A 21463-nucleotide genomic window follows, 5' to 3' on the forward strand; every position below is an offset into this window, starting at 1 on the left:
CCGGTTCGCCCTTGAACTGATGCCCCCGGTCGAAGTGGCGACTGGGGGCAGTTCTAGTCTGTGTGCGGACAGACTTGCACAACCCCCACGAAACAGGAGCCGGCGGATGGATCACAGCGGGCACGGCATGATGATGGATTTGCCGCCGTTCACGCTGGGACGAGGGCTCGCGTGGTCCGCGGACCCGTTCTTTCTCGTCGCCTGTCTGGTGGGGCTCGCGCTGTACGCGTGGGGTGTCGTGCGGCTCACGCGGCGTGGGGACAAGTGGCCCGTGGGGCGGACCGTGTCGTACGTGGCCGGGGTGCTGTCCGTGATGCTCGTCATGTGCACCGGGCTGAATGACTACGGGATGGTCATGTTCAGCGTGCACATGGTGCAGCACATGGTGATCAGTATGTTGTCGCCGATTCTCCTCCTGCTCGGTGCGCCGATGACACTGGCGTTGCGTGCGATGCCGCCGGCGGGGCGGGGGCGCAAGGGGCCGCGGGAACTGCTGCTGGCCCTGCTGCACAGCCGGTACATGCGGATCATCACGCATCCGGCGTTCACCATTCCGCTGTTCATCGCCAGTCTCTACGCGCTGTACTTCACGCCGCTGTTCGACTTCCTGATGGGCTCCAAGACCGGCCACATCGCGATGATGGTGCACTTCCTCGCCGTGGGTGTGGTGTTCTTCTGGCCGATCATCGGCGTGGATCCCGGTCCGCACCGGCCGGGGTATCTGATGCGGATGCTGGAGTTGTTCGCGGGAATGCCGTTCCACGCGTTCTTCGGCATCGCGTTGATGATGGCGTCGGAGCCGATGGTCGAGACGTTCAAGAACCCGCCCGCCTCACTCGGCATCGACGCGCTCTCCGACCAGAACGCGGCCGGCGGTATCGCCTGGGCGTTCAGTGAGATTCCGTCCGTGCTGGTGCTGATCGCCCTGCTGTTCCAGTGGTACGGCTCCGAGCAGCGGCAGGCCAAGCGCAAGGACCGGGCCGCCGACCGGGACGGCGACAAGGAACTCGAGGCGTACAACGCCTATTTGGCCTCATTGAACGCACGCGGGAACTGAGGAAACCGAAAGGCTTCGCCTTTCAGTAGCATGAAGCGCGTCGGGGGAACCGCCGGGGGGAGCGGTAATGGCGTTTCGCGTTTTCGTGCACAGGTCCGAGATTTCGGCGATTCGGAGGATCGCCGTCCTGTTGGTCTTCGTTCTGGCTCTCAGTGGGTGTGACCGGAACACACCGTTGTCCGTGGTGAAAGCGGTGGCTGCGGGAGTTCCGTCGCTCGCGCCCTTCTTCAACGAGAACCAGGGGCTGGGGCGGGACGCGCAGGTCCGGGCGCAGTCGGCGCACGGCGGTCTGCAGCAGGGCGACACCCCTGGTCTGTACGGGGGTTCCAAGCAGCCGACGATCTGCGACGTCGCACGGCTGAAGGAGTTCCTCACCGACCCGGCCAATGAGCGCAAGGCCCAGGCGTGGGCAGCCGCGCTCTCCCTCACGACGGCCGAGATTCCGGATTATCTGGGCCGCCTCACACCCGTACTCCTGCGTCACGACACTCTCGTGAAGAACCACGACTACAAAAAGGGAAAAGCCGTCCCCTTCAACGCGCTGCTTCAGACGGGAATCGCGATTCTCGTCGACGAGCGGGGGCTTCCCGCGGTGAAGTGCTCGTGCGGAAATCCGCTGCGGCCCTTCGAGGGTGACACGACGCGGATAAAGGTCGAGTTCGACGACCGCAACGAGGAGTGGAAGGGCTACGAGAAGACATCCGTGGTGGCCGTACGGCCCGCGACGCGGGAAGTGGAACAAATCGCTCTCGTCGACGTCCATGAACCCGACCGAGGCGTCAACCGGCCCGTCGGCACCACGGGCGAGGAGGACACGACGTTCGACACGCGGGAGCGGCGTGCGGTGCCCGACCTCGCCGGGACGACGTTCGGGCAGGCGAGCCGGCGGCTGGCCGGCACGGGTCTGGCGACCGCCTTTGCCGGCGGAGGGCTGCCGCCGGACAACGCCCGGGTCACGGCGTCCGATCCGCCGGCCGGGACGGAGCTGCGGTTCGGGGAGTACGTGACGTTGAGCGTGGCCGGCGGGGCGACGTCCGGTGGCTCGTCGAGTGGGACGTCCACTCCCCCGCGATCGGGGTCGGGGCCGGGGTCCGGGCCTGGGTCGTCCGAGTCGGCGCGGGATCCGTCGGGCTCGACGCCGCCCACGTCCTCGTCGTCCTCGCCCCCGTCGTCCGGCTCGTCGCCGCCGCCGTCCACCGGATCATCCGGTGGCTCCGGGCCGAGCAGCCCGGGCCCCACCAGCGGGCCCCCGTCCGCGGGCCCGCCGTCCTCCGCGGCGCCGCGCCCGTCCGATCCGCCGTCCTCCGATCCGCCGCCCAGCTCGGCGAAGCCCCCCTCACCCGAGGACCCCACGTCCAGCTCGCCACCCCCGCCCACGACCAGCGCACCGCCGGAGACCACCAGCTCGCCCCCGACCAGCGCCCCGGTCACCAGCAGCGCGCCGCCGCCCGACACCGGCCGGCCCGCGACGAGCGCCCCGTCCACCGGCGGGCCCACCGCGAGCACGACCGCCTGACAACCACGCAGCGCACCCGCAGAACCCGGGAGTCACCGGATGCCCTCAGGATCATCGACGTCGGGAGTGGGCCGGGTCGTCGCCGGCCGTTATCTGCTGCTGAACCGGCTCGGCAGCGGCGGTATGGGCCATGTCTGGCTCGCCCACGACCAGAGACTCGCCTGCGAGGTCGCGCTGAAGGAGATCGTGTTCCGGGATCCGGTCGAGGCCGAAGAGCGCGAGGCCCGGGTGGCCCGTGCCCGTACGGAGGCCCGGCACGCCGCTGGGCTGCGCGGCCACCCGCACGTGGTGACCGTGCATGACGTGCTGGAACACGAGGGGCTGCCGTGGATCGTCATGGAGTACGTGACGGGCGCCGTCGATCTGCGTGACCTGATCGATCAGCGCGGCCCGCTGGCGCCCGCGGAGTGCGCCCGCATCGGGCTCGCCGTACTCGACGCGCTGACGGCCGGACACCAGCGGGGCGTCATGCACCGGGACGTGAAACCGGCGAACATCCTTTTGGCTCCGGACCGCACCGGGGCGCCGTACGGGCGGGTGCTGCTCACCGACTACGGCATCTCGGTGCAGCCGGACGCCGGTGAGACGCGGTACACGCTGGCGTCGGCGCTCGTGGGCACGGCGGGCTATCTTGCTCCGGAGCGGGTCACGGGCGGGGCGCCCACGCCGGCGACCGATCTGTTCTCGCTGGGCTGCACGCTGTACCACGCCGTCGAGGGCCGGGGGCCCTTCGATCGCGAGTCGCATCTGGCCCAGGTCACCGCGGTGGTCATGGAGGAGCCGCCGCCGGCCACACGGGCCGGTGCACTGGGGCCCGTGCTGCAGGCGCTGCTGGAGAAGGACCCGGCACTGCGGCTGTCGGCAGCGGAGGCGGAGGCGGCGCTGTCGCGGATCGTCGCTCCGGAGGTCGACGCGTATGCGCGGACTCAGACCGACCTGGGTTCGCAGCCGCACTGGGGCGGCGCGCCGCCGGGGCACATGCCCGACGCGGCGCGCTTCGGCTCGCTGCCCGTGTCCGAGCGGCCCGGCGGCCACCCGGGCTTCGGTCCCGCGTCCGGTGCGCACGGCGGTCCGCGGGTCCTCGGCCCCGGACCCGGCCCCGGGCCTGGCCCTGGTCCTGGTCCCGGCGGGCAGCGCCGAACCCGTCCCCGCATACTCCACGCGGTCCTCGGCGGCGTCCTCGGGCTGGCCCTCGCGGGGGCCGGCGTCTGGTACGCCATGGCCCAGTCGCCGGACACCAAGCGGACCGCACGGCCCTACGGCGACACCGTCGGACTCGGCAGTGCGCTGCAGGACGGTGATTGCGTGCTTGCCGACTGGCCCGGCACGGTCCCCTTCCGGGGCACCCCCCGGCTGAGTCTTGATCGCAGTTGCCGGGAGAAGGTGCCCGACGGGCAGGTGATGGCGTTCGTCGGTGCCGCGTCCGCCGCCGAGGCACGGGAGAAGGGGCCGGGAGCGTGCGAGCAGCGGACGGAGGACGTCCGCGGGCGGCTCGCCGACGTCCGCAGCTTCGCCCTCGTGCCGACCGAGGCGGGCTTCGAGGCGGCCGGGCGGCGCACCGCCTGTCTGGTGCTGGGCGCGCACGGGCCGGTGTACGGGCCGCTGGGCGGCCATCGGAAGCCGGGGTCGGCGTTCGCCGACACCGCGACCATGCAGCGGCGGGACTGTCTGGACGTCCGCTCCCACCGGGACGCCCGCCTGGTGTCCTGCGCGGGCCCGCACGACGAGGAGGTGCTCGGGTTCACCCGACTGGGCGCCGACGTCACGCTGACCGAGGCGCGCACCGAATCGGACACGGCGTGCGCCCGCCAGGTGCCGCCGCGCGACTACGGCTTCGATCCTTCCGTCTACACGGCGGGCTCCTGGACGAGCGAGGGGTCCTGGAAGACGGGCACTCATTTCGTCGTGTGCACCGTCAGGAAGCAGAACGGGGGCACCATGGAGGGTGACGAAGCCTAGGAGGGTGTTGCGATGCCCGGTTCTACGGACGGTTCTACCAAGGCGATGGGGGTGGTCACCGTCGGCGGACTCGTCGTGGTGACCGCCTACACGGTGGCGCTCGGGAGCAATGGCTGGCTGTGGTTCGGGTGGGTGGTGCTGGGGCTGATCACGCTGGGGATGGTGGCCAGCCGCGGCAGCTGAGCCTCACTCCCGGGTGAGCCGCCCCGCGGAGTGCACGCCCGGCTGGTACTTCGGCAGCCGGGCGGTGATCTTCATGCCCGCTCCCGGGGCGGTCTCGATGACGAGCCCGTAGGCGTCGCCGTACACCTGCCGGAGACGGTCGTCGACATTGGACAGCCCGATACCGCCCGACGGGCTGACCTCGCCGGCGAGGATGCGGCGCAGCAGGACGGGGTCCATTCCGGCACCGTCGTCCTCGATGACGACGAGGGCCTCGGCGCCGGCGTCCTGTGCGGTGATGCTGATGTGGCTCTTGCCCGCGGACGCCGCCTTGCCCTCCAGGCCGTGCTTCACGGCGTTCTCGACGAGCGGCTGGAGACAGAGGAAGGGCAGGGCCACCGGCAGCACCTCGGGGGCGATCTGCAGGGTGACCGACAGGCGGTCGCCGAAGCGTGCCCGCACGAGCGCCAAGTAGTGGTCGATGGCGTGCAGTTCTTCGGCGAGGGTGGTGAAGTCGCCGTGCCTGCGGAAGGAGTAGCGGGTGAAGTCGGCGAACTCCAGGAGCAGTTCGCGGGCGCGCTCGGGGTCGGTGCGCACGAAGCTGGCGATCACCGCCAGCGAGTTGAAGATGAAGTGCGGGGAGATCTGCGCGCGCAGGGCCTTGATCTCGGCCTCGATCAGGCGGGTGCGGGACTGGTCGAGGTCGGCCAGCTCCAGCTGGACCGACACCCAGCGGGCCACCTCGCCTGCTGCGCGCACCAGCACGGCCGACTCCCGGGGCGCGCAGGCGACGAGGGCGCCGTGCACCCGGTCGTCGACGGTGAGCGGGGCGACCACCGCCCAGCGCACCGGGCAGTCCGGGGCGCTGCAGGTGAGCGGGAAGGCCTCGCCGCGGCCCGACTCCAGGGGACCGGCGAGGAGTTCCATGATCTCCGTACGGTGATGGCCGCCGACCCCGTCCCAGACCAGGACGTCCTTTTGGTCCGTCAGGCACAGCGCGTCCGTGCCGAGCAGTGAGCGGAGCCTGCGGGCCGACTTGCGGGCGGTCTCCTCGGTGAGTCCGGCGCGCAGCGGTGGTGCGGCGAGGGAGGCGGTGTGCAGGGTCTCGAAGGTGGCGTGCTCGACGGGGGTGCCGAGACCGCCGGAGTTCTCGGGGCGGGCGGTGCGCCGGCCGAGCCAGAAGCCTGCGGCCAGCAGCGGGAGGATCGCCACGCACAGGCCCGCGATGAACCCGCTCATGTCGTCTCCGTTTCGCGCCGCCCGGCGATGGGGCACCTCATAGCCCCTGCCGACTCACGCCTTCCGGCGATGGGACACGTCATGCCTTCACCTCCGCCCGCAGTTCCTCCGGCAGATGGAACCGGGCCAGGATCGCCGCCGTCCCGGCCGGCACCCGGCTCGGCGTGGCCAGGGAGACCAGCACCATCGTGAGGAAGCCCAGCGGCACCGACCAGAGCGCGGGCCAGGCGAGCAGCGCGTGCAGGGCTCCGGAGCCGGGGAAGCCGGCCATCGTCGCCGCGACGGCCAGCAGTGCGGAACCGCCGCCCACCAGCATCCCGGCGGCCGCGCCGGGCGGGGTCAGCCGTCGCCACCAGATCCCGAGGACGAGCAGCGGGCAGAACGAGGACGCCGACACGGCGAACGCGAGGCCCACCGCGTCGGCGACGGGGAGCCCGCCGACCAGGGCGCTCGCGGCGAGCGGGACGGCCATGGCGAGGACGGTGCCGAGCCGGAAGTGGCGTACGCCGCGCGACGGGAGGACGTCCTGGGTGAGCACGCCCGCGACGGCCATGGTCAGGCCCGACGCCGTCGACAGGAACGCGGCGAAGGCGCCGCCCGCGACCAGCGCGCCGAGCAGGTCACCGCCGAGGCCGCCGATCATCCGCTCGGGCAGCAGCAGCACGGCGGCGTCCGCGTCGCCGGAGAGGGTGAGCTCGGGGGCGTAGAGGCGGCCGAGGGCGCCGTAGACCGGGGGCAGGAGGTAGAAGGCGCCGATCAGGCCCAGCACGGCGACGGTGGTGCGGCGGGCGGCGACGCCGTGCGGGCTGGTGTAGAAGCGGACGACGACGTGCGGCAGGCCCATGGTGCCGAGGAAGGTGGCGAGGATCAGCCCGTACGTGGCGTACAGCGGGCGTTCGCCGCGGCTCTCGGCCTGCGAGGGCGACAGGCTGCCGCTGCCGCCGCGGTCGGGGTCGGGAACGGGGGCGCCCTTGTCGAAGGTCAGTCGGGTGCCGGCCTCGATGTGGTGGGTGCCGGCCGGGAGCCGGACCTTCTGGTCCTCGTGCGTGCGGCCGTCGACCGTGCCGTTCACGGTGAGTGTCAACGCGCTGTCGAGCTTCAGGTCGACGGTGTCGTCGACGCGGACGACGCTCTGTTCGCGGAAGGTCGCCGGTTCGTCGAAGGCGTGGCGGGGGGCGCCGTCGCCCTGCCAGGCGAGGATCAGGAAGAGCGCGGGGACGAGCAGGGCGGTGAGTTTGAGCCAGTACTGGAAGGCCTGCACGAAGGTGATGCTGCGCATGCCGCCGGCGGCGACGATGGCGACCACGACGACCGCGACGATCACTCCGCCGAGCCAGTCGGGCGCGCCCGTGAGCACGGTCAGCGTCAGTCCGGCGCCCTGGAGTTGGGGCAGCAGATACAGCCAGCCGGTGCCGACGACGAAGGCGCCCGCGAGCCGCCGTACGGCCTGCGAGGAGAGGCGCGCCTCGGCGAAGTCGGGGAGGGTGTAGGCGCCGGAGCGGCGCAGCGGGGCCGCGACGAACAGCAGCAGGACCAGGTAGCCGGCGGTGTAGCCGACCGGGTACCAGAGCATGTCGGGGCCCTGTACGAGGACCAGGCCCGCGATGCCGAGGAACGAGGCGGCGGAGAGGTACTCGCCGCTGATCGCGGCGGCGTTGAGGCGGGGGCCGACGGTGCGGGAGGCGACGTAGAAGTCGGAGGTGGTGCGGGAGATGCGCAGGCCGAAGGCGCCGACGAGGACGGTCGCGAGGACGACGAGGGCGACGGCGGGGACGGCGTAGCTGGAGTTCACGACCCTGTTGGTTCCTCTGGCTCAGCGGTCTTCGACGAGCCGTACGAAGTCCCGTTCGTTGCGCTCCGCTCGGCGCACGAACCAGCGGGCGAGCAGGACCAGCGGGGCGTAGAGGCCGAAGCCGAGGATCGCCCAGACCAGGGGGCGGGCGTCCGGCATCGCCGCGAAGAGCAGGGGCAGCGGGCCGATGAGCAGGCCGAGGACGGCGAACACCGCGAGGGCGGTGCGCAGTTGGGTGCGCATCAGGGAGCGGACGTAGGTGTGGCCGAGGGTGGTCTGCTCGTCGATCTCGGTGCGGGGCCGGTAGTAGCCGGAGACGTGGGGGTACCGCCCGCGCGAGCGAAGCCGAGCGTGGGGGAGGGTCTGCCGGGGCGGGCCGGTGACCACGACGCGGCGTTCGGCGGGGTTCTGCGGCATCGTCACGGCCTCCTCATCAGCAGGTCGCGCAGCTCGCGCGTGTGCCGTCGGCTGACCTGTAGTTCCTCGGAGCCCACCATGACGCTGACGGTGCCCGCGTCCAGGCGGAGTTCGCCGATGTGGCGCAGGGCGACGAGGTGGCGGCGGTGGATGCGGACGAAGCCGCGGGAGCGCCAGCGCTCCTCCAGGGTGGACAGCGGGATGCGGACCAGGTGGCTGCCCTTGTCGGTGTGCAGCCGGGCGTAGTCGCCCTGGGCCTCGACGTGGGTGATGTCCTCGACGGCGACGAACCGGGTCACGCCGCCGAGTTCCACGGGTATGTGGTCGGGGTCGGGCTCGCTCACGGGTATGCGGGGCGCGGCGTCGCGGAGCTCGGCGGCGCGCAGTTCGACCGCCCGGCGGACCGCCTCGGCGAGCCGCTCCTTGCGGACGGGTTTGAGGACGTAGTCGACGGCCTTGAGGTCGAAGGCCTGGACGGCGAAGTCCTCGTGGGCGGTGACGAACACGACCAGCGGTGGCTTGGCGAACCCGGTGAGCAGCCGGGCCAGGTCCAGACCGTCCAGGCCGGGCATGTTGATGTCGAGGAAGACGACGTCGATCGCCTCCGGCCCGCCCGGCCCCGACTCCAGGGCGCGGTTGATGCGGCGCAGCGCCTCGGTCGCGTCGCCGGCGCCCTCCGCGCTGCCGATGCGGGGGTCGGCGTTGAGCAGGTAGAGCAGCTCCTCCAGCGAGGGGCGTTCGTCGTCGACAGCCAGGGCGCGCAGCATGAACCCGGAGTGTAGGAGCAATTCGCACGCTTGGACATGTGCTCCGGCGGGACGTTCGCGCTGGGTGGCGGGCCGCTTACAGTGCCCTCATGAACAGCGGCGCGGCCTCCTTCGACGAACTCGACCGGAAGATCATCACCGCCCTCATGGCGAACGCCAGGAAGAGCTTCGCCGAGATCGGCACGAGCGTCGGACTGTCCGCGACGGCGGTCAAGCGGCGCGTGGACCGGCTGCGCGACACGGGCGTGATCACCGGCTTCTCGGCCACGGTCCAGCCGTCGGCGCTGGGCTGGCGTACGGAGGCGTACGTCGAGGTGTACTGCGAGGGCGCGGCCCCGCCGCGGCGGCTCGCGGAGGTGGTGCGCAACCATCCGGAGATCACGGCGGCGATGACGGTGACCGGGGGCGCGGACGCCCTGCTGCATGTGCGGGCGCGGGACGTGGAGCACTTCGAGGAGGTGCTGGAGCGCATCCGTGTCGAGCCGTTCATCCGCAAGACGATCAGCGTGATGGTGCTGTCCCACCTCCTCCCGGAGAGTCCGGAAGCGGGCGCCGCGGGCCTCGCCCCTCCGGAGGAAGGCGCCTGATCCCGGGGCCGCGCAGCAGGCGTGCGCCAGCTCGGCCAAATACGCAGCATTCCTGCGTGGACACGCAATTTTCGTTGCTTGTCGCTCGTCGGGGTGCCTTCTTACCTTGGTGTCAATCCTCATCGACACCGCAGGAAGCGGAGGAACCCCTCTGTGACCGATACCCGTGTGCCGCGCCGGCGGCGCTTCCTCGTCTGCGAACCCAGACACTTCGCCGTGCAGTACGCGATCAACCCCTGGATGCAGCCCGACGTCCGCGTCGACGTCGATCTGGCTCATGGGCAGTGGCAGTCGCTGATCCGTGCCTACCGCTCCCACGGCCACGACGTGGACGTCGTAGAGCCGGTCCCCGGTCTGCCCGACATGGTCTTCGCCGCGAACTCGGCCGTCGTCGTCGGCGGCCGCGTCTTCGGCTCCCTCTTCCACGCCAGCGAGCGCCGCCCCGAGTCCACGCACTACGACACGTGGTTCAAGACGGCGGGCTTCGACGTGTACCGGCCCGAGTCCGTCTGCGAGGGCGAGGGCGACCTGGTGTGGACGGGCCGCTATGTGCTCGCCGGCACCGGATTCCGTACCACGCGTGAGGCGCACCGCGAGGTGCAGGAGTTCTTCGGCCACCCGGTGATCAGCCTGACGCTGGTGGACCCGTACTTCTACCACCTCGACACGGCGCTGTTCGTGCTCGACGACGACAACATCGCCTACTACCCGGAGGCGTTCTCGCCCGGCAGTCGTGAGGTGCTCGCGCGGCTGTATCCGGATGCGGTGCTCGCCACCCGCGACGACGCCACCGCGTTCGGCCTGAACTCCGTGTCCGACGGCCGTCACGTCTTCATCGCGCCGCAGGCCGAGGCCCTCGCTGCCCGGCTGGACGAGCGCGGCTATGTCCCCGTCCCCGTCGACCTGTCGGAGTTCCGCAAGGCCGGCGGCGGCATCAAGTGCTGCACCCAGGAGATCCGCTCATGACCGCGCCCGCGCAGACCCGTTCGTCCGCCGATCTGATCCGCGCCGAGGAGCCGGTCCTGGCGCACAACTACCATCCGCTGCCCGTGGTCGTCGCGCGTGCCGAGGGCACCTGGGTGGAGGACGTGGAGGGCCGCCGCTACCTGGACATGCTGGCCGGCTACTCGGCGCTGAACTTCGGCCACCGCCATCCCGCGCTGGTCGAGGCGGCGCACGCCCAGCTCGACCGCCTGACGCTCACCTCGCGTGCCTTCCACAACGACAGGCTCGCCGAGTTCGCCGAGCGCCTGGCCCAGTTGACGGGCCTGGACATGGTCCTGCCGATGAACACCGGCGCCGAGGCTGTGGAGAGCGGCATCAAGGTGGCCCGCAAGTGGGCGTACGAGGTGAAGGGCGTCCCGGCCGACCAGGCGACGATCGTGGTCGCGGCGGACAACTTCCACGGCCGTACGACGACGATCGTGTCGTTCTCCACGGACGAGACCGCGCGGCAGGGCTTCGGCCCGTTCACGCCGGGTTTCCGGGTCGTGCCGTACAACGACCTGGCGGCGCTGGAGGCGGCGGTCGACGAGACGACGGCGGCGGTGCTGCTGGAGCCGATCCAGGGCGAGGCGGGCGTCCTCATCCCTGATTCGGGCTACCTGGCCGGCGTGCGCGAGCTGACCCGGCGCAAGGGCTGCCTGTTCATCGCGGACGAGATCCAGTCGGGCCTCGGCCGCACGGGCCGTACGCTCGCCGTCGAGCACGAGGGCGTCGTCCCGGACATGGTGCTGCTGGGCAAGGCCCTGGGCGGCGGCATCGTGCCGGTGTCCGCCGTGGTGGCCCGCCGTGACGTACTCGGCGTCCTGCGGCCGGGCGAGCACGGCTCCACGTTCGGCGGCAACCCGCTGGCCGCCGCGGTCGGCACGGCCGTGGTCGGGCTCCTGGAGACGGGCGAGTTCCAGCGCCGGGCCGCCGAGCTGGGCGCCATCCTGCGCAGCGGCCTGTCGGACCTGGTCGGCAAGGGCGTCGTCGGCTTCCGTGCGCGGGGCCTGTGGGCGGGCGTCGACATCGACCCGGCGTTCGGCACGGGCCGGGAGATCGGCGAGCGCCTCATGCGCGAGGGCATCCTGGTCAAGGACACCCACGGCTCCACGATCCGTCTGGCCCCGCCCCTGACGATCACGGCGGAGGAGCTGGTGGCAGCGCTGGGAACGCTGGAGAAGGTACTGAAGTAACCCGACCCGGCCCGACGGCCCGCTTCCCGACGCGGGAGCCGGGCTGTCGGCATCCCGGCCTCGCCGCCGCAGCCCCGGCCAAGGACCCCGCCACGCGAGCACGCCCAGCAGCGACGCCGGACGCAACCCCCACCAACCGGCTCCACCCCCACGCGCCCGGCCCCGCAAACGCGCGAGAACGAACTGAAACACCCCAGCCCGACGGCCCGGCCCCCGACGCGGGCGCCGGGCTGCCTGCATCCCGGCCTCGCCGCCGCAGCCCCGGCCAAGGACCCCGCCACGCGAGCACGCCCAGCAGCCGGCACCGGACGCAACCCCCACCAACCGGCTCCACCCCCGCACCTGGCCCCGCAAACGCCGGAGAACGAACTGAAACAGCCCAGCCCGCCGGCCCGGTCCCCGACGCGAAGGCCAGGCTGACGGCATGCCGGTCGAACCCCCGAAGCCTCCGCCCCAGAGGCCCCGCCACGCGAGTGCGCCCGGCACCGGCGTCAAACGCGACTCCCGCCAACCGGCTCCACCTCGCCCCCACCCGGCCCCCGCAAAGAGGCAACGCCCACCGGAAGGGTGAAGATGGGGACAAGAGGTGGTAGACCGCTCTAAGCGACAGAGAGGTCGGCCGTGGGCACACACGAGGAGCGGGGCGCTGCCCGGCAGTGGTTCGACGTGGCGGACGCCGCGCCTGTGCTGCTCGATGCGCAGGGTCGGGTGACGGGGTGGACCAGGGAGGCACAGCGGCTGCTGGCGTACGGGGCCGACGAGGCCGTCGGGCGGAACGTCGCCGAGCTGCTGAGTGCCGAGGACGCGGCGCGGGTGCCGGAGGTGATGGAGCGGTGCCGAGCGGACGGCGGATGGGTGGGGCTGCTGACCGGCCTGCACGAGGACGGGCGGACTGTCGGGATCATGGTGCGGATCACCGCGGCCCTCGACACCGAGGGCTCCTCGCGGTGGCTCGCCCTGCTGTCGGAGCTGGACGAGGCACCCGGCTGGGACATGAGCCGGGCCGTGCTGGAGCAGATGGTCGCCCGCTCCCCCGTCGGGATAGCGATCGTCGACACGGATCTGCGCTACGTCTGGTCGAACGACGCACTCGCCCAGTACGGGGGCGGCCCGCCCAGCCGCCGGCTCGGGCTGCGGCTCGCCGACATACAGCCCGGACTGGACTCCGAGTCCATCGAGGCGCAGATGCGCCATGCCCTGACGACCGGCGAACCGATCGTCGGCTACGAGCACGTGGGCCACGCCCGCTCCCAGCCGCTGCGCGAGACCGCGCACATGATGTCGTTCACCCGGCTCGACGACGGCCACGGGCACCCCATGGGCGTGTACTACACGGTGGAGGACATCTCCGACCGGCACCGGGCCCGCCAGCGCCTGGCGCTGCTCGACCGGGCCGGCGAGCGGATCGGCCGGACCCTGGACATCAACCGCACCGCCCAGGAGCTGGCGGACGTGGCCGTACCGGGCCTGGCCGACCTCGTCACCGTGGACCTTCTGGAGTCGGTGCTCCGGGGCGGCGAGCCCGCGGCCGGGCCGTTTCGCGACACGGAGCCGGTGACGCTGCGCCGCGCGGGACATCGTTCGGCCACCGAGCGAGTGCCGGAGGCCGTCGTGGGCATCGGCGACCTGGTCGCCTACCCGGCGGGGTCCCCGCCCATCCGCTCCCTCAGGACGGCCACGTCCTGGCGCGCGGAGAGGCTCGATCCGCTCGGTGAGGCATGGGCCGAGCACGCGCGCGGCGGAGAGGCCGCCATCTTCCTCGAACTGGGCCTGCACAGCGTGATGATCGTGCCGATCCGCGCGCGGGGCGTCACGCTGGGAGTCACCTCCTTCTTCCGGCGCCACCGTCAGGAGGCCTTCGAGGAGGACGACCTGAACCTGGCCGAGGACCTCGTCTCACGGGCGGCCGTCTGCGTCGACAACGCCCGGCGCTACACCCGCGAGCGCGACGCGGCGCTGGTCCTGCAGCGCAGCCTGCTGCCGCACGTCCTGCCCGAGCAGGACGCGCTGGAGGTGTCCGCCTGCTACCGGCCGGCCGACGAGCTGACCGGCCTCGGCGGCGACTGGTACGACGTGATCCCGCTGTCCGGCGCTCGCGTCGCCCTCGTCGTGGGCGAAGTGCCGGGCCACGGCATCGACGCCGCCGCGGCGATGGGGCGGCTACGGACCGCGGTACGGACCCTCGCCCTGCTGGATCTGCCGCCCGAGGAGGTGCTGGCACATCTCGACGACCTGGTCGTCAGGTCGGCCAGGGAAGAGGGCGTCCACATGGACGAGGAGGAGGCCGTCGCCCAGTCCGTGGGGTCGGGGTGTGTGTACGTCGTCTACGACCCGGTCGACGGGCAGTGCACGATGGCGGCCGCGGGCCATCCGGCGCCCGCCGTCGTCATGCCCGACGGCGGCGTGGCCTTCGTCGATCTCCCGCAGGGCCCGCCGCTGGGCGTGGGCGGTCCCCCCTTCGAGTCGGTCGAGCTGGCACTGGCGGAGGGCAGCACGCTCGCGCTGCACACCGACGGGCTGCTGGCCCACGGGGACGACTGGGCCGTGGACGCCGACCGGGACCGGCTGCGCGAGGCGCTTGAGCAGCGCGCGCCCTCGATCGAAGTGCAGTGCCGGACCGTGGTCGACGCCCTGACGCCGGACCGCCCGCATGACGACGTGGCCCTGCTGATGGCTCGCACCCGGCTCCTGGGCTCCGAGCAGGTCGCCGACTGGGACCTGCCCTCCGACCCCGCCGCGGTCGCGGACGCCCGCAAGACGGCCTCCCGGATGCTGGCGGATTGGGGCCTGGAGGAACTGATCTTCACGACGGAGCTGGTCGTCAGCGAGCTGGTCACCAACGCGATCCGCTACTCCGACGGCCCCATCCGGCTGCGTCTGATCAAGGAGCGCGCGCTGGTCTGCGAGGTCTTCGACGGCGGCGCCACGGCCCCGCATCTGCGCCATCCGCGCACCACCGACGAGGGCGGCCGCGGGCTGCTCCTGGTCTCCCAGGTCACAGAGCGCTGGGGCACCCGCTTCGTTCCCGACGGGAAGATCATCTGGGCCGAGCAGTCCCTGACGGATCCGTCGCCCTGAAGAGACGAATCACAGCACATGTAGTACATCGGTACATACGACGCACAGCATGGGAAACTGATCTGATCCCGGTGGTGAGGCGGGAGCCATGAACGAAAAGGCGATCGACTACGAGGCGGTGTTCCAGAGCCTGCCCGGAATGGTGGCCCTGCTGACCCCGGAGTTGGTCTACGCCGACGCCAACGAGGACTTCCAGCGCCTGTCCGGGCGCAGCCGCGCGGAGCTGGTGGGCCGGTACATCTTCGACGTCTTCCCCGAGAACCCCAACGACCCCGCCGCCACCGGCATGCGCGACGTCCAGGCGTCGATGATGCGTGTGGTGACGACCGGCGAGCGCGACACGATGGCGCTGCAGCGCTACGACGTGGAGGACGCCGCCATGCCCGGCCACTGGGAGGAGCGCTACTGGAGCCCGATCAACGCGCCCGTCTTCGGCCCCGACGGACAGGTGGCGTTGGTCGCGCACCGGGTCGAGGAGGTCACCGCGCTCATCCGCATGCGCGGCGGCACCAGCGGTGACAGCCGGGCGCGAGTCCTGGAGGCCGAGCTGTACACCCGCGCCCGGGAGCTGCAGGAGGTCAACGAACGGCTGCGGCAGTCCCACGCCCGCGAGCGCGAGGTGGCCCTGGCCCTGCAGGAGGCGATGCTGCCCGCCCGCCGGCAGGTGGGCAATCACCGGGCCGCCGTGCGCTACCGGCCCGCGGTGGGCGCCCTGAACGTGTGCGGCGACTGGTACGACCTGATCGACCTGGTCGGCGGCAACCGCATCGGCGTGTCCGTGGGTGACGTGGTCGGCCACGGCCTCGCAGCAGCCGGTGTGATGGGCCAGCTGCGCAGCGCGCTCAGCGCCACCTCCCGGGTCGCCGACGGCCCGGCGCAGGCACTCGACGTGCTGGGGCGGTACGCCCATGTCGTGGACGGCGCCGAGTCGGCCACCGCGGTCGCGACGTTCATCGACTTCGACGCCCGCACCATCACGTACAGCAGCGCCGGCCACCCGCCGCCGGCGCTGGTGCACGCCGACGGCAGGGTGGAGTTCCTGGACCTGGCCACGGATCCGCCGCTGGACGCCCGCCCCGACCCGCAGCCGAGACCGCAGGCGGTCACCACCTACGCCGAGGGCGCCACGCTCGCGCTGTACACCGACGGCCTGATCGAGCGCCGCCGCGAGGACATCGACACGGGCCTGGCCCGTCTCGCCGACGCGCTCGTGCGCCATCGCACGTCCGACCCCGAGGCCCTCGCCGACTCCGTTCTCCTGGAGCTGCTGCCGCCGGGGGGCGCGACGGACGACACGGCGCTGATCATTGTGCGGCTGTGATGGACGAGCAGACCCGACGGCTCCCCGCAAGGGCGGCCCACCTGCCACGCGGCAAGCGTGATCACGCCAAACACCGCCATCGAGTTGCCGCACGCCGACCCCGGACACCAGGCTGGTCCGGCGGTCCTCCCCATCCGCAAACGCCGCCGCCCGCCAACTACCTGACATCCACTCAGAACGGTCTCTGCCGGTCGGCATCCGCCCGTCCCGGCCCGGTTCCGGCCTGTCACCCCTGCGCCTACACTGACAGCCCCACGGCACGCTGGGTGACCTGCCAGAACGCGGCGGCCCAAGCTGATCCGCCGGAGTGAGGAGCGCCCCCTTGTTCTACTACGTACTGAAATACGTGTTGTTGGGACCTCTGCTGAGACTGGTCTTCCGGCCCCGAATAGAGGGCCTCGAACATGTACCGGCCACGGGTGCGGCCATCGTCGCGGGAAACCACCTGTCGTTCTCCGACCACTTCCTGATGCCGGCGATACTCAAGCGGCGCATCACCTTCCTCGCGAAGAAGGAGTACTTCACAGGCCCCGGCCTCAAGGGCCGTCTGACCGCGGCCTTCTTCCGCAGCGCCGGCCAGATCCCGGTCGACCGCACCGGCAAGGAGGCGGGCCAGGCCGCGATCCGCGAGGGACTGGGGGTCCTGAGCAAGGACGAACTCCTCGGCATCTACCCGGAGGGCACCCGCTCGCACGACGGCCGGCTCTACAAGGGCAAGGTCGGGGTCGCGGTGATGGCGCTCAAGGCTCGTGTCCCGGTCATCCCCTGCGCGATGATCGGCACCTTCGAGGCGCAGCCCCCCGGCAAGGTCATCCCGAACGTCCACCCGGTGAAGATCCGCTTCGGCGAGCCCCTCGACTTCTCCCGTTACGAGGGCATGGAGAACGAGAAGGCGATCCTGCGCGCCGTGACCGACGAGATCATGTACGCGATCCTGGCGCTGTCCGAGCAGGAGTACGTCGACCAGTACGCGGCCGTCGCGAAAGCGGAGCAGGAAGCCGCAGCCAAGGCTCAGGCCAAGGCCGGGAAGGAGCGCAAGCTGCCGCGGCTGCCCATAAGCTGACGCGCCCCCGGGGGACTCAGCCGAGCAGGTCGAGGGCCTCGTCGAGCAGTCGGCGCAGCCGCAACGCGTCCGCCGCCACGGCGCTCACCAGGACGGCGGGCCCGGCGAGGGGCATGACAGCGGCGTTCTCCGCCAGCACCCGTGCCGGCACCGGAGCCTCCGCGAATTCGGGCCGTACGACGACGAGTTGCCCGACTGCCCGAAACCCGCCGAGCCCTGCGGGCCCGTCCCAGCCACCCGGCGCACCGGGCCCGCAGGCCAGCTCCTGATCAAGGACGACCCGCCCCGCAACCCCCACCCGGATCCGGCTCCCGAGCCGCCCGGGCGCCTCCCCCACCCGCCCGAGCACCTGCTCCTCACGCAGCACGAGCCGCCCGGTGGCACCGACTTCGACGCGGGTGGTCACCTGCAGATCGCTGCCCCCGGCGGAGATCAACTGCTCGGGCAGCCAGTGCAGTTCACCCCCGTCGGCCACGGACAGCCGTACCTCGTAACGGGCCTCGCCCTTGCTCTGCCCCGGCAGCGCGATGGTGGCCGCCGCCGACCCGACGCGCAGCCGGGCACCGGCCTCCACGTCAGCCTCGATGGCGAACTGATCACCACCCAGCGGCCCGCTCATCGCCCCCACGAGCACCACCCGCGCCTCGGCACCGCTCCCCCGCGTCCGCCTCAGCGCCAGCGGCCCGTCACCGTCGAGCACGGGCAGCGACGTGCCGCCCCGCCCGTCGTCCCGGGCCACGATCCGTGCCCGTGCCCGCACCCCGGCGACGGTGGTCGTCATGCCGTCCACGCCACGAGCTGAGCCCGCACCCAGTCGGCGACGTCCTTGACTCCGGGCTCGCTCCTCAGCGACTGGAACACGACCGGCAGTTCGGCCCGCTGCGCCTTGGCGTCGGCCGCCATCCGCGCCAGGTCGGAGCCGACGTACGGCGCGAGGTCGGTCTTGTTGACGACGAGCAGATCGGCGGTCGTCACCCCCGGCCCGCCCTTGCGCGGGATGTCGTCCCCACCGGCGACGTCGATCACGAAGATTTGCGCGTCGACGAGCCCCTTGGAGAAGGTGGCGGTGAGGTTGTCCCCACCGGACTCCACGAGAATGAGCTGAAGCGGCCCGACCGCGTCCTCCAGGTCCTCGACGGCTTCGAGGTTCGCGGAGATGTCGTCCCGGATCGCGGTGTGCGGACAGGCCCCCGTCTCCACGGCCGTGATCCGTTCGGGCGGCAACACGGCCTCCCGCAACAGAAACTCGGCATCCTCGCGTGTGTAGATGTCGTTCGTGACAACGGCCAAGGACAGCTCGTCCCGCAGAGCACCGCACAGCGCGGCAACCGTGGCCGTCTTACCGGACCCCACGGGCCCACCGAGCCCGATCCGCAGGGCACGACGCGACCCGTCGGGACGGCGGGCGTCGGCACTGACGGCGCGGGGGCCGTGGTGGGAGTGGTCGAGGTGCATGAGCGGCTCCTTTGTTTTGAGCTGGCGGTCCAGGCATTCCAGCCCGTCCGGCGTTTGAGGACGAGGCCCGTTCAGGGCCGAAGCGGGGGTCTGGGGGCGGCAGCCCCCAGGGACGGGAAGGGTAGGGGCGGCGGGGGCGAAATCACTCAGGACGCAAACAACCGCACACCCCAAGCCGCATGCACCTCCGCCCCGACCTCCAACAGCGGAGCAGAAACCGCAGGCAACTCATCGACTCCGCCGTCGACAACACCCCGCCCCGCCTCCACGGCCCGATCCACCACCAGGTCCACCTCCGGCGCCAACCGAGCCAGCACGCCCGTGGCGTCAAAGGGATCAAGACTCAGCAACCGGACCGTGGCACTCGCCGGCCCACTCACACACTCGTATGCCGCGCAGTAAGCCGCCTCCCCGGCCCCCAACCCCGCGGCCCGAGCCGCAACCCCCAGCACGACCGGCTGATGTGCTCCTTTGGGAAACCGCCGAGCCAGCTCGTCCAGCTCCCCGGACGGCCACGTGGCCCGAGCGGCCCGCATCAACTGCCGGCCCAGCTTCCGGGCGGCGAGCCGCAAGGCGGGCGAAGGCGTACGCGCGTCGGCCGCCGCGTCGAGGGCCACCGCATCGCCTCCGAGCGCAGCGGCCGCGGCGAGCGAGCCGGCGACCAGGCCGGCCGTGTGCAACCGCCCCCGGCAGAAGTCCTCCAGGCTCGCGGCCCCGGTGATCCGCCCCGCCTTGACGGCCGCCTCGGCCCCGCCGGAGTGCGCGTGGCCCCCGGCGGGAAAGCGACCGTCGGCGAGGACGAGGAGTGCAGCTCGTGACATCAGAACCAGCCCCCAGCCCTCAGAACAGGAAGTACCGCTGAGCCATGGGCAGTTCGGCGGCGGCCGTGGCCTCCACCAGCTCCCCGTCGATGTGCACGGCGAAGCTGTCGGGATCGACCCGCACCTCGGGCCGAGCGTCGTTCTCCCGCATGTCGGCCTTGGTGACCCCACGCGTCGACTCGATGGCAACGAACCGCTTACCGAGCTGAAGCCGCTCCGGCAGCCCGTCCTCGATCGCGAGCGGGGCGACGAAGTTGACCGAGTTCGACGCCGGTGCCCGGCCGATCGCGCCGAACATCGGACGGGGCAGGATCGGCTGCGGCGTCGGAATGGAGGCGTTGGCGTCGCCCATCTGCGCGTACGCGATCTGTCCGCCCTTGATGACGAGTTGGGGCTTGACCCCGAAGAACGCCGGCTCCCACAGCACCAGGTCGGCGAGCTTGCCGGTCTCCACGGAGCCGATCTCGCGGTCGAGGCCCTGCGCGAGCGCGGGGTTGATCGTGTACTTGGCCACGTACCGCCGCACCCGCAGGTTGTCGGCCTGCCCGTCCCCCGGCAGCGCGCCCCGCCGCCGCTTCATCACATGGGCGGTCTGCCAGGTCCGCATGACGACCTCACCCACCCGCCCCATGGCCTGCGAGTCGGACGAGATGATCGAGATCGCGCCGAGGTCGTGCAGTATGTCCTCCGCCCCGATGGTCGACGGCCGGATCCGCGACTCGGCGAAGGCGAGGTCCTCCGGCACCGCGGGGTTGAGGTGGTGGCACACCATCAGCATGTCGAGGTGTTCCTCGGCGGTGTTGACGGTGAACGGGCGCGTCGGGTTCGTCGAGCTCGGCAGCACGTGCGGCTCGGAGACGACGGTCATGATGTCCGGCGCATGCCCGCCGCCCGCGCCCTCGGTGTGGTAGGCGTGGATGCCCCGGCCGGCGATGGCGGCCAGGGTGTCACCGACGAAGCCTGCCTCGTTCAGCGTGTCCGTGTGGATGGCGACCTGGATGCCGGTCTGGTCGGCGACGGTCAGCGAGGCGTCGATGACGGCCGGGGTGGTGCCCCAGTCCTCGTGCAGTTTGAGGCCGAGCGCGCCGCCGCGGATCTGGGACAGCATCGCCGCGTGGGAGACGGTGTTGCCCTTGCCCAGCAAACCGAAGTTGACGGGGTGGCCCTCCATCGCCTCCAGCATCCGGGCCAGATGCCAGGGGCCGGGGGTCACGGTGGTCGCCTTGGAGCCCTCGGCGGGTCCGGTGCCGCCGCCGATGAGGGTGGTGATGCCCGAGGCGAGCGCCTCGTCGGCGATCTGCGGGCAGATGAAGTGGACGTGCGCGTCGATGGCGCCGGCGGTGAGGATCCGCCCGTTGCCGGCGATGATCTCCGTCTCGGGGCCGATGACGAGGTCCGGGTGCACCCCGTCCATCGTGTCGGGGTTGCCCGCCTTGCCGATGCCGGTGATCCGGCCGTCGCGGATGCCGACGTCGGCCTTGACGATGCCCCAGTGGTCGATGATCACGACGCCCGTGATGACCGTGTCGGGCGTGCCCTCCGCGCGCGTGGCCCGCGACTGGCCCATCGACTCGCGGATGACCTTGCCGCCGCCGAACACCGCCTCGTCACCGGCGAGTCCGGGACCGCCGGAGCGGTCCTGATCGATCTCGATCAGCAGATCGGTGTCGGCGAGCCGGATGCGGTCACCGGCGGTCGGGCCGAACAGGTCGGCGTACGCGGCACGCGAGATCTCAGGCATCGAGGGCACCTCCGGTCTCCCCGCGCAGGCCGGGCACCACGCGGGCGCCGGTCAGCGGGACGAGTTCGACGTCGACGGGGATACCGGGCTCGAAGCGCACGGCGGTGCCGGCGGCGACGTTGAGCCGCTTGCCACGGGCGGCGTCGCGGTCGAAGTCCAGACCGGGGTTGGCCTCGGCGAAGTGGTAGTGGGAGCCGACCTGGACCGGCCGGTCGGCGGCGTTGAGGACGGTCAGCCGGGTGACCTCACGGCCCTCGTTGTATGCGATCGGGCCGTCGGCGAACAGGATCTCTCCGGGGATCATCGAG

The 21463-nt window shown here is 71.8% G+C and carries 19 protein-coding genes; 10 read left to right on the plus strand and 9 right to left on the minus strand.

Annotation, left to right across the window (positions count from 1 at the left end):
• Positions 1 to 106: 106 nt before the first annotated feature.
• From ACFY5C_RS24095 to ACFY5C_RS24110, 4 genes are all read left to right on the plus strand, one after another.
• Positions 107 to 1057, plus strand: coding sequence for a cytochrome c oxidase assembly protein (locus ACFY5C_RS24095; protein ID WP_389447371.1), 951 nt, complete (start codon positions 107 to 109; stop codon positions 1055 to 1057).
• Between the two features lie 193 nt (positions 1058 to 1250).
• A complete protein-coding gene (locus ACFY5C_RS24100; RefSeq protein WP_389447373.1) occupies positions 1251 to 2573 on the plus strand; it encodes a DUF6777 domain-containing protein in 1323 nt (440 codons plus the stop codon).
• Between the two features lie 39 nt (positions 2574 to 2612).
• Positions 2613 to 4532 (plus strand): protein kinase, encoded by a 1920-nt coding sequence (locus ACFY5C_RS24105; RefSeq protein ID WP_389447375.1) that lies wholly within the window; start codon positions 2613 to 2615, stop codon positions 4530 to 4532.
• A gap of 12 nt (positions 4533 to 4544) precedes the next feature.
• Positions 4545 to 4715, plus strand: a complete 171-nt coding sequence (locus tag ACFY5C_RS24110) for a hypothetical protein (RefSeq protein ID WP_328429244.1) — start codon at positions 4545 to 4547, stop codon at positions 4713 to 4715.
• 3 nt (positions 4716 to 4718) lie between these two features.
• On the opposite strand, the gene ACFY5C_RS24115 is transcribed toward ACFY5C_RS24110, so the two are convergent.
• The 4 genes from ACFY5C_RS24115 to ACFY5C_RS24130 form a co-directional block, all read right to left on the minus strand.
• Positions 4719 to 5933, minus strand: coding sequence for a sensor histidine kinase (locus ACFY5C_RS24115; RefSeq protein ID WP_389447377.1), 1215 nt, complete (start codon positions 5931 to 5933; stop codon positions 4719 to 4721).
• Positions 5934 to 6012: 79 nt separating this feature from the next.
• Positions 6013 to 7725 (minus strand): cation acetate symporter, encoded by a 1713-nt coding sequence (locus ACFY5C_RS24120; protein ID WP_389447379.1) that lies wholly within the window; start codon positions 7723 to 7725, stop codon positions 6013 to 6015.
• Positions 7726 to 7746: 21 nt separating this feature from the next.
• Positions 7747 to 8142: a hypothetical protein gene (locus ACFY5C_RS24125; protein WP_389447381.1), complete on the minus strand. Its 396-nt coding sequence runs from the start codon at positions 8140 to 8142 to the stop codon at positions 7747 to 7749.
• Positions 8143 to 8144: 2 nt separating this feature from the next.
• Positions 8145 to 8909, minus strand: coding sequence for a LytR/AlgR family response regulator transcription factor (locus tag ACFY5C_RS24130; protein WP_389447383.1), 765 nt, complete (start codon positions 8907 to 8909; stop codon positions 8145 to 8147).
• An 89-nt stretch (positions 8910 to 8998) separates the two neighbouring features.
• On the opposite strand from ACFY5C_RS24130, the gene ACFY5C_RS24135 reads away from it, so the two are divergent.
• The 6 genes from ACFY5C_RS24135 (at position 8999) to ACFY5C_RS24160 (ending at position 17138) form a co-directional block, all read left to right on the plus strand.
• Entirely contained in the window at positions 8999 to 9496 is a 498-nt protein-coding gene (locus tag ACFY5C_RS24135) for an Lrp/AsnC family transcriptional regulator (RefSeq protein WP_389447385.1), read from the plus strand.
• Positions 9497 to 9649: 153 nt separating this feature from the next.
• A complete protein-coding gene (gene ddaH, locus ACFY5C_RS24140) occupies positions 9650 to 10462 on the plus strand; it encodes a dimethylargininase (RefSeq protein WP_389447387.1) in 813 nt (270 codons plus the stop codon).
• Positions 10459 to 11676, plus strand: coding sequence for an ornithine--oxo-acid transaminase (rocD, locus tag ACFY5C_RS24145; RefSeq protein ID WP_389447389.1), 1218 nt, complete (start codon positions 10459 to 10461; stop codon positions 11674 to 11676). The genes ddaH and rocD overlap by 4 nt, the downstream gene beginning before the upstream one ends.
• A gap of 621 nt (positions 11677 to 12297) precedes the next feature.
• Positions 12298 to 14754 (plus strand): SpoIIE family protein phosphatase, encoded by a 2457-nt coding sequence (locus ACFY5C_RS24150; protein ID WP_389447391.1) that lies wholly within the window; start codon positions 12298 to 12300, stop codon positions 14752 to 14754.
• Between the two features lie 88 nt (positions 14755 to 14842).
• The gene (locus tag ACFY5C_RS24155) at positions 14843 to 16075 is read left to right on the plus strand and encodes a PP2C family protein-serine/threonine phosphatase (RefSeq protein ID WP_389447393.1); all 1233 of its coding nucleotides are present in this window, start codon (positions 14843 to 14845) and stop codon (positions 16073 to 16075) included.
• A 322-nt stretch (positions 16076 to 16397) separates the two neighbouring features.
• Entirely contained in the window at positions 16398 to 17138 is a 741-nt protein-coding gene (locus ACFY5C_RS24160; RefSeq protein WP_389447394.1) for a lysophospholipid acyltransferase family protein, read from the plus strand.
• 16 nt (positions 17139 to 17154) lie between these two features.
• Here the strand turns inward: ACFY5C_RS24160 and ACFY5C_RS24165 are convergent, their stop codons facing one another.
• The 5 genes from ACFY5C_RS24165 to ACFY5C_RS24185 all read right to left on the minus strand — a co-directional run bounded on the left by ACFY5C_RS24165 (position 17155) and on the right by ACFY5C_RS24185 (position 21459).
• On the minus strand, positions 17155 to 17919 hold the full coding sequence (locus tag ACFY5C_RS24165; protein WP_389447396.1) for an urease accessory protein UreD: 765 nt from the start codon (positions 17917 to 17919) through the stop codon (positions 17155 to 17157).
• Positions 17916 to 18593, minus strand: a complete 678-nt coding sequence (gene ureG / locus ACFY5C_RS24170) for an urease accessory protein UreG (RefSeq protein ID WP_389447398.1) — start codon at positions 18591 to 18593, stop codon at positions 17916 to 17918. The genes ACFY5C_RS24165 and ureG overlap by 4 nt, the downstream gene beginning before the upstream one ends.
• A gap of 146 nt (positions 18594 to 18739) precedes the next feature.
• Entirely contained in the window at positions 18740 to 19414 is a 675-nt protein-coding gene (locus tag ACFY5C_RS24175) for an urease accessory protein UreF (protein WP_389447400.1), read from the minus strand.
• Between the two features lie 19 nt (positions 19415 to 19433).
• The gene (locus ACFY5C_RS24180; RefSeq protein ID WP_389447402.1) at positions 19434 to 21155 is read right to left on the minus strand and encodes an urease subunit alpha; all 1722 of its coding nucleotides are present in this window, start codon (positions 21153 to 21155) and stop codon (positions 19434 to 19436) included.
• Positions 21148 to 21459: an urease subunit beta gene (locus ACFY5C_RS24185; RefSeq protein WP_389447404.1), complete on the minus strand. Its 312-nt coding sequence runs from the start codon at positions 21457 to 21459 to the stop codon at positions 21148 to 21150. Before ACFY5C_RS24185 ends, ACFY5C_RS24180 begins: the two co-directional genes overlap by 8 nt.
• Between the last annotated feature and the right edge of the window lie 4 nt (positions 21460 to 21463).

Origin of the sequence: Streptomyces sp. NPDC012935 (assembly GCF_042900345.1) — a bacterium.
Taxonomy (GTDB): domain Bacteria; phylum Actinomycetota; class Actinomycetes; order Streptomycetales; family Streptomycetaceae; genus Streptomyces.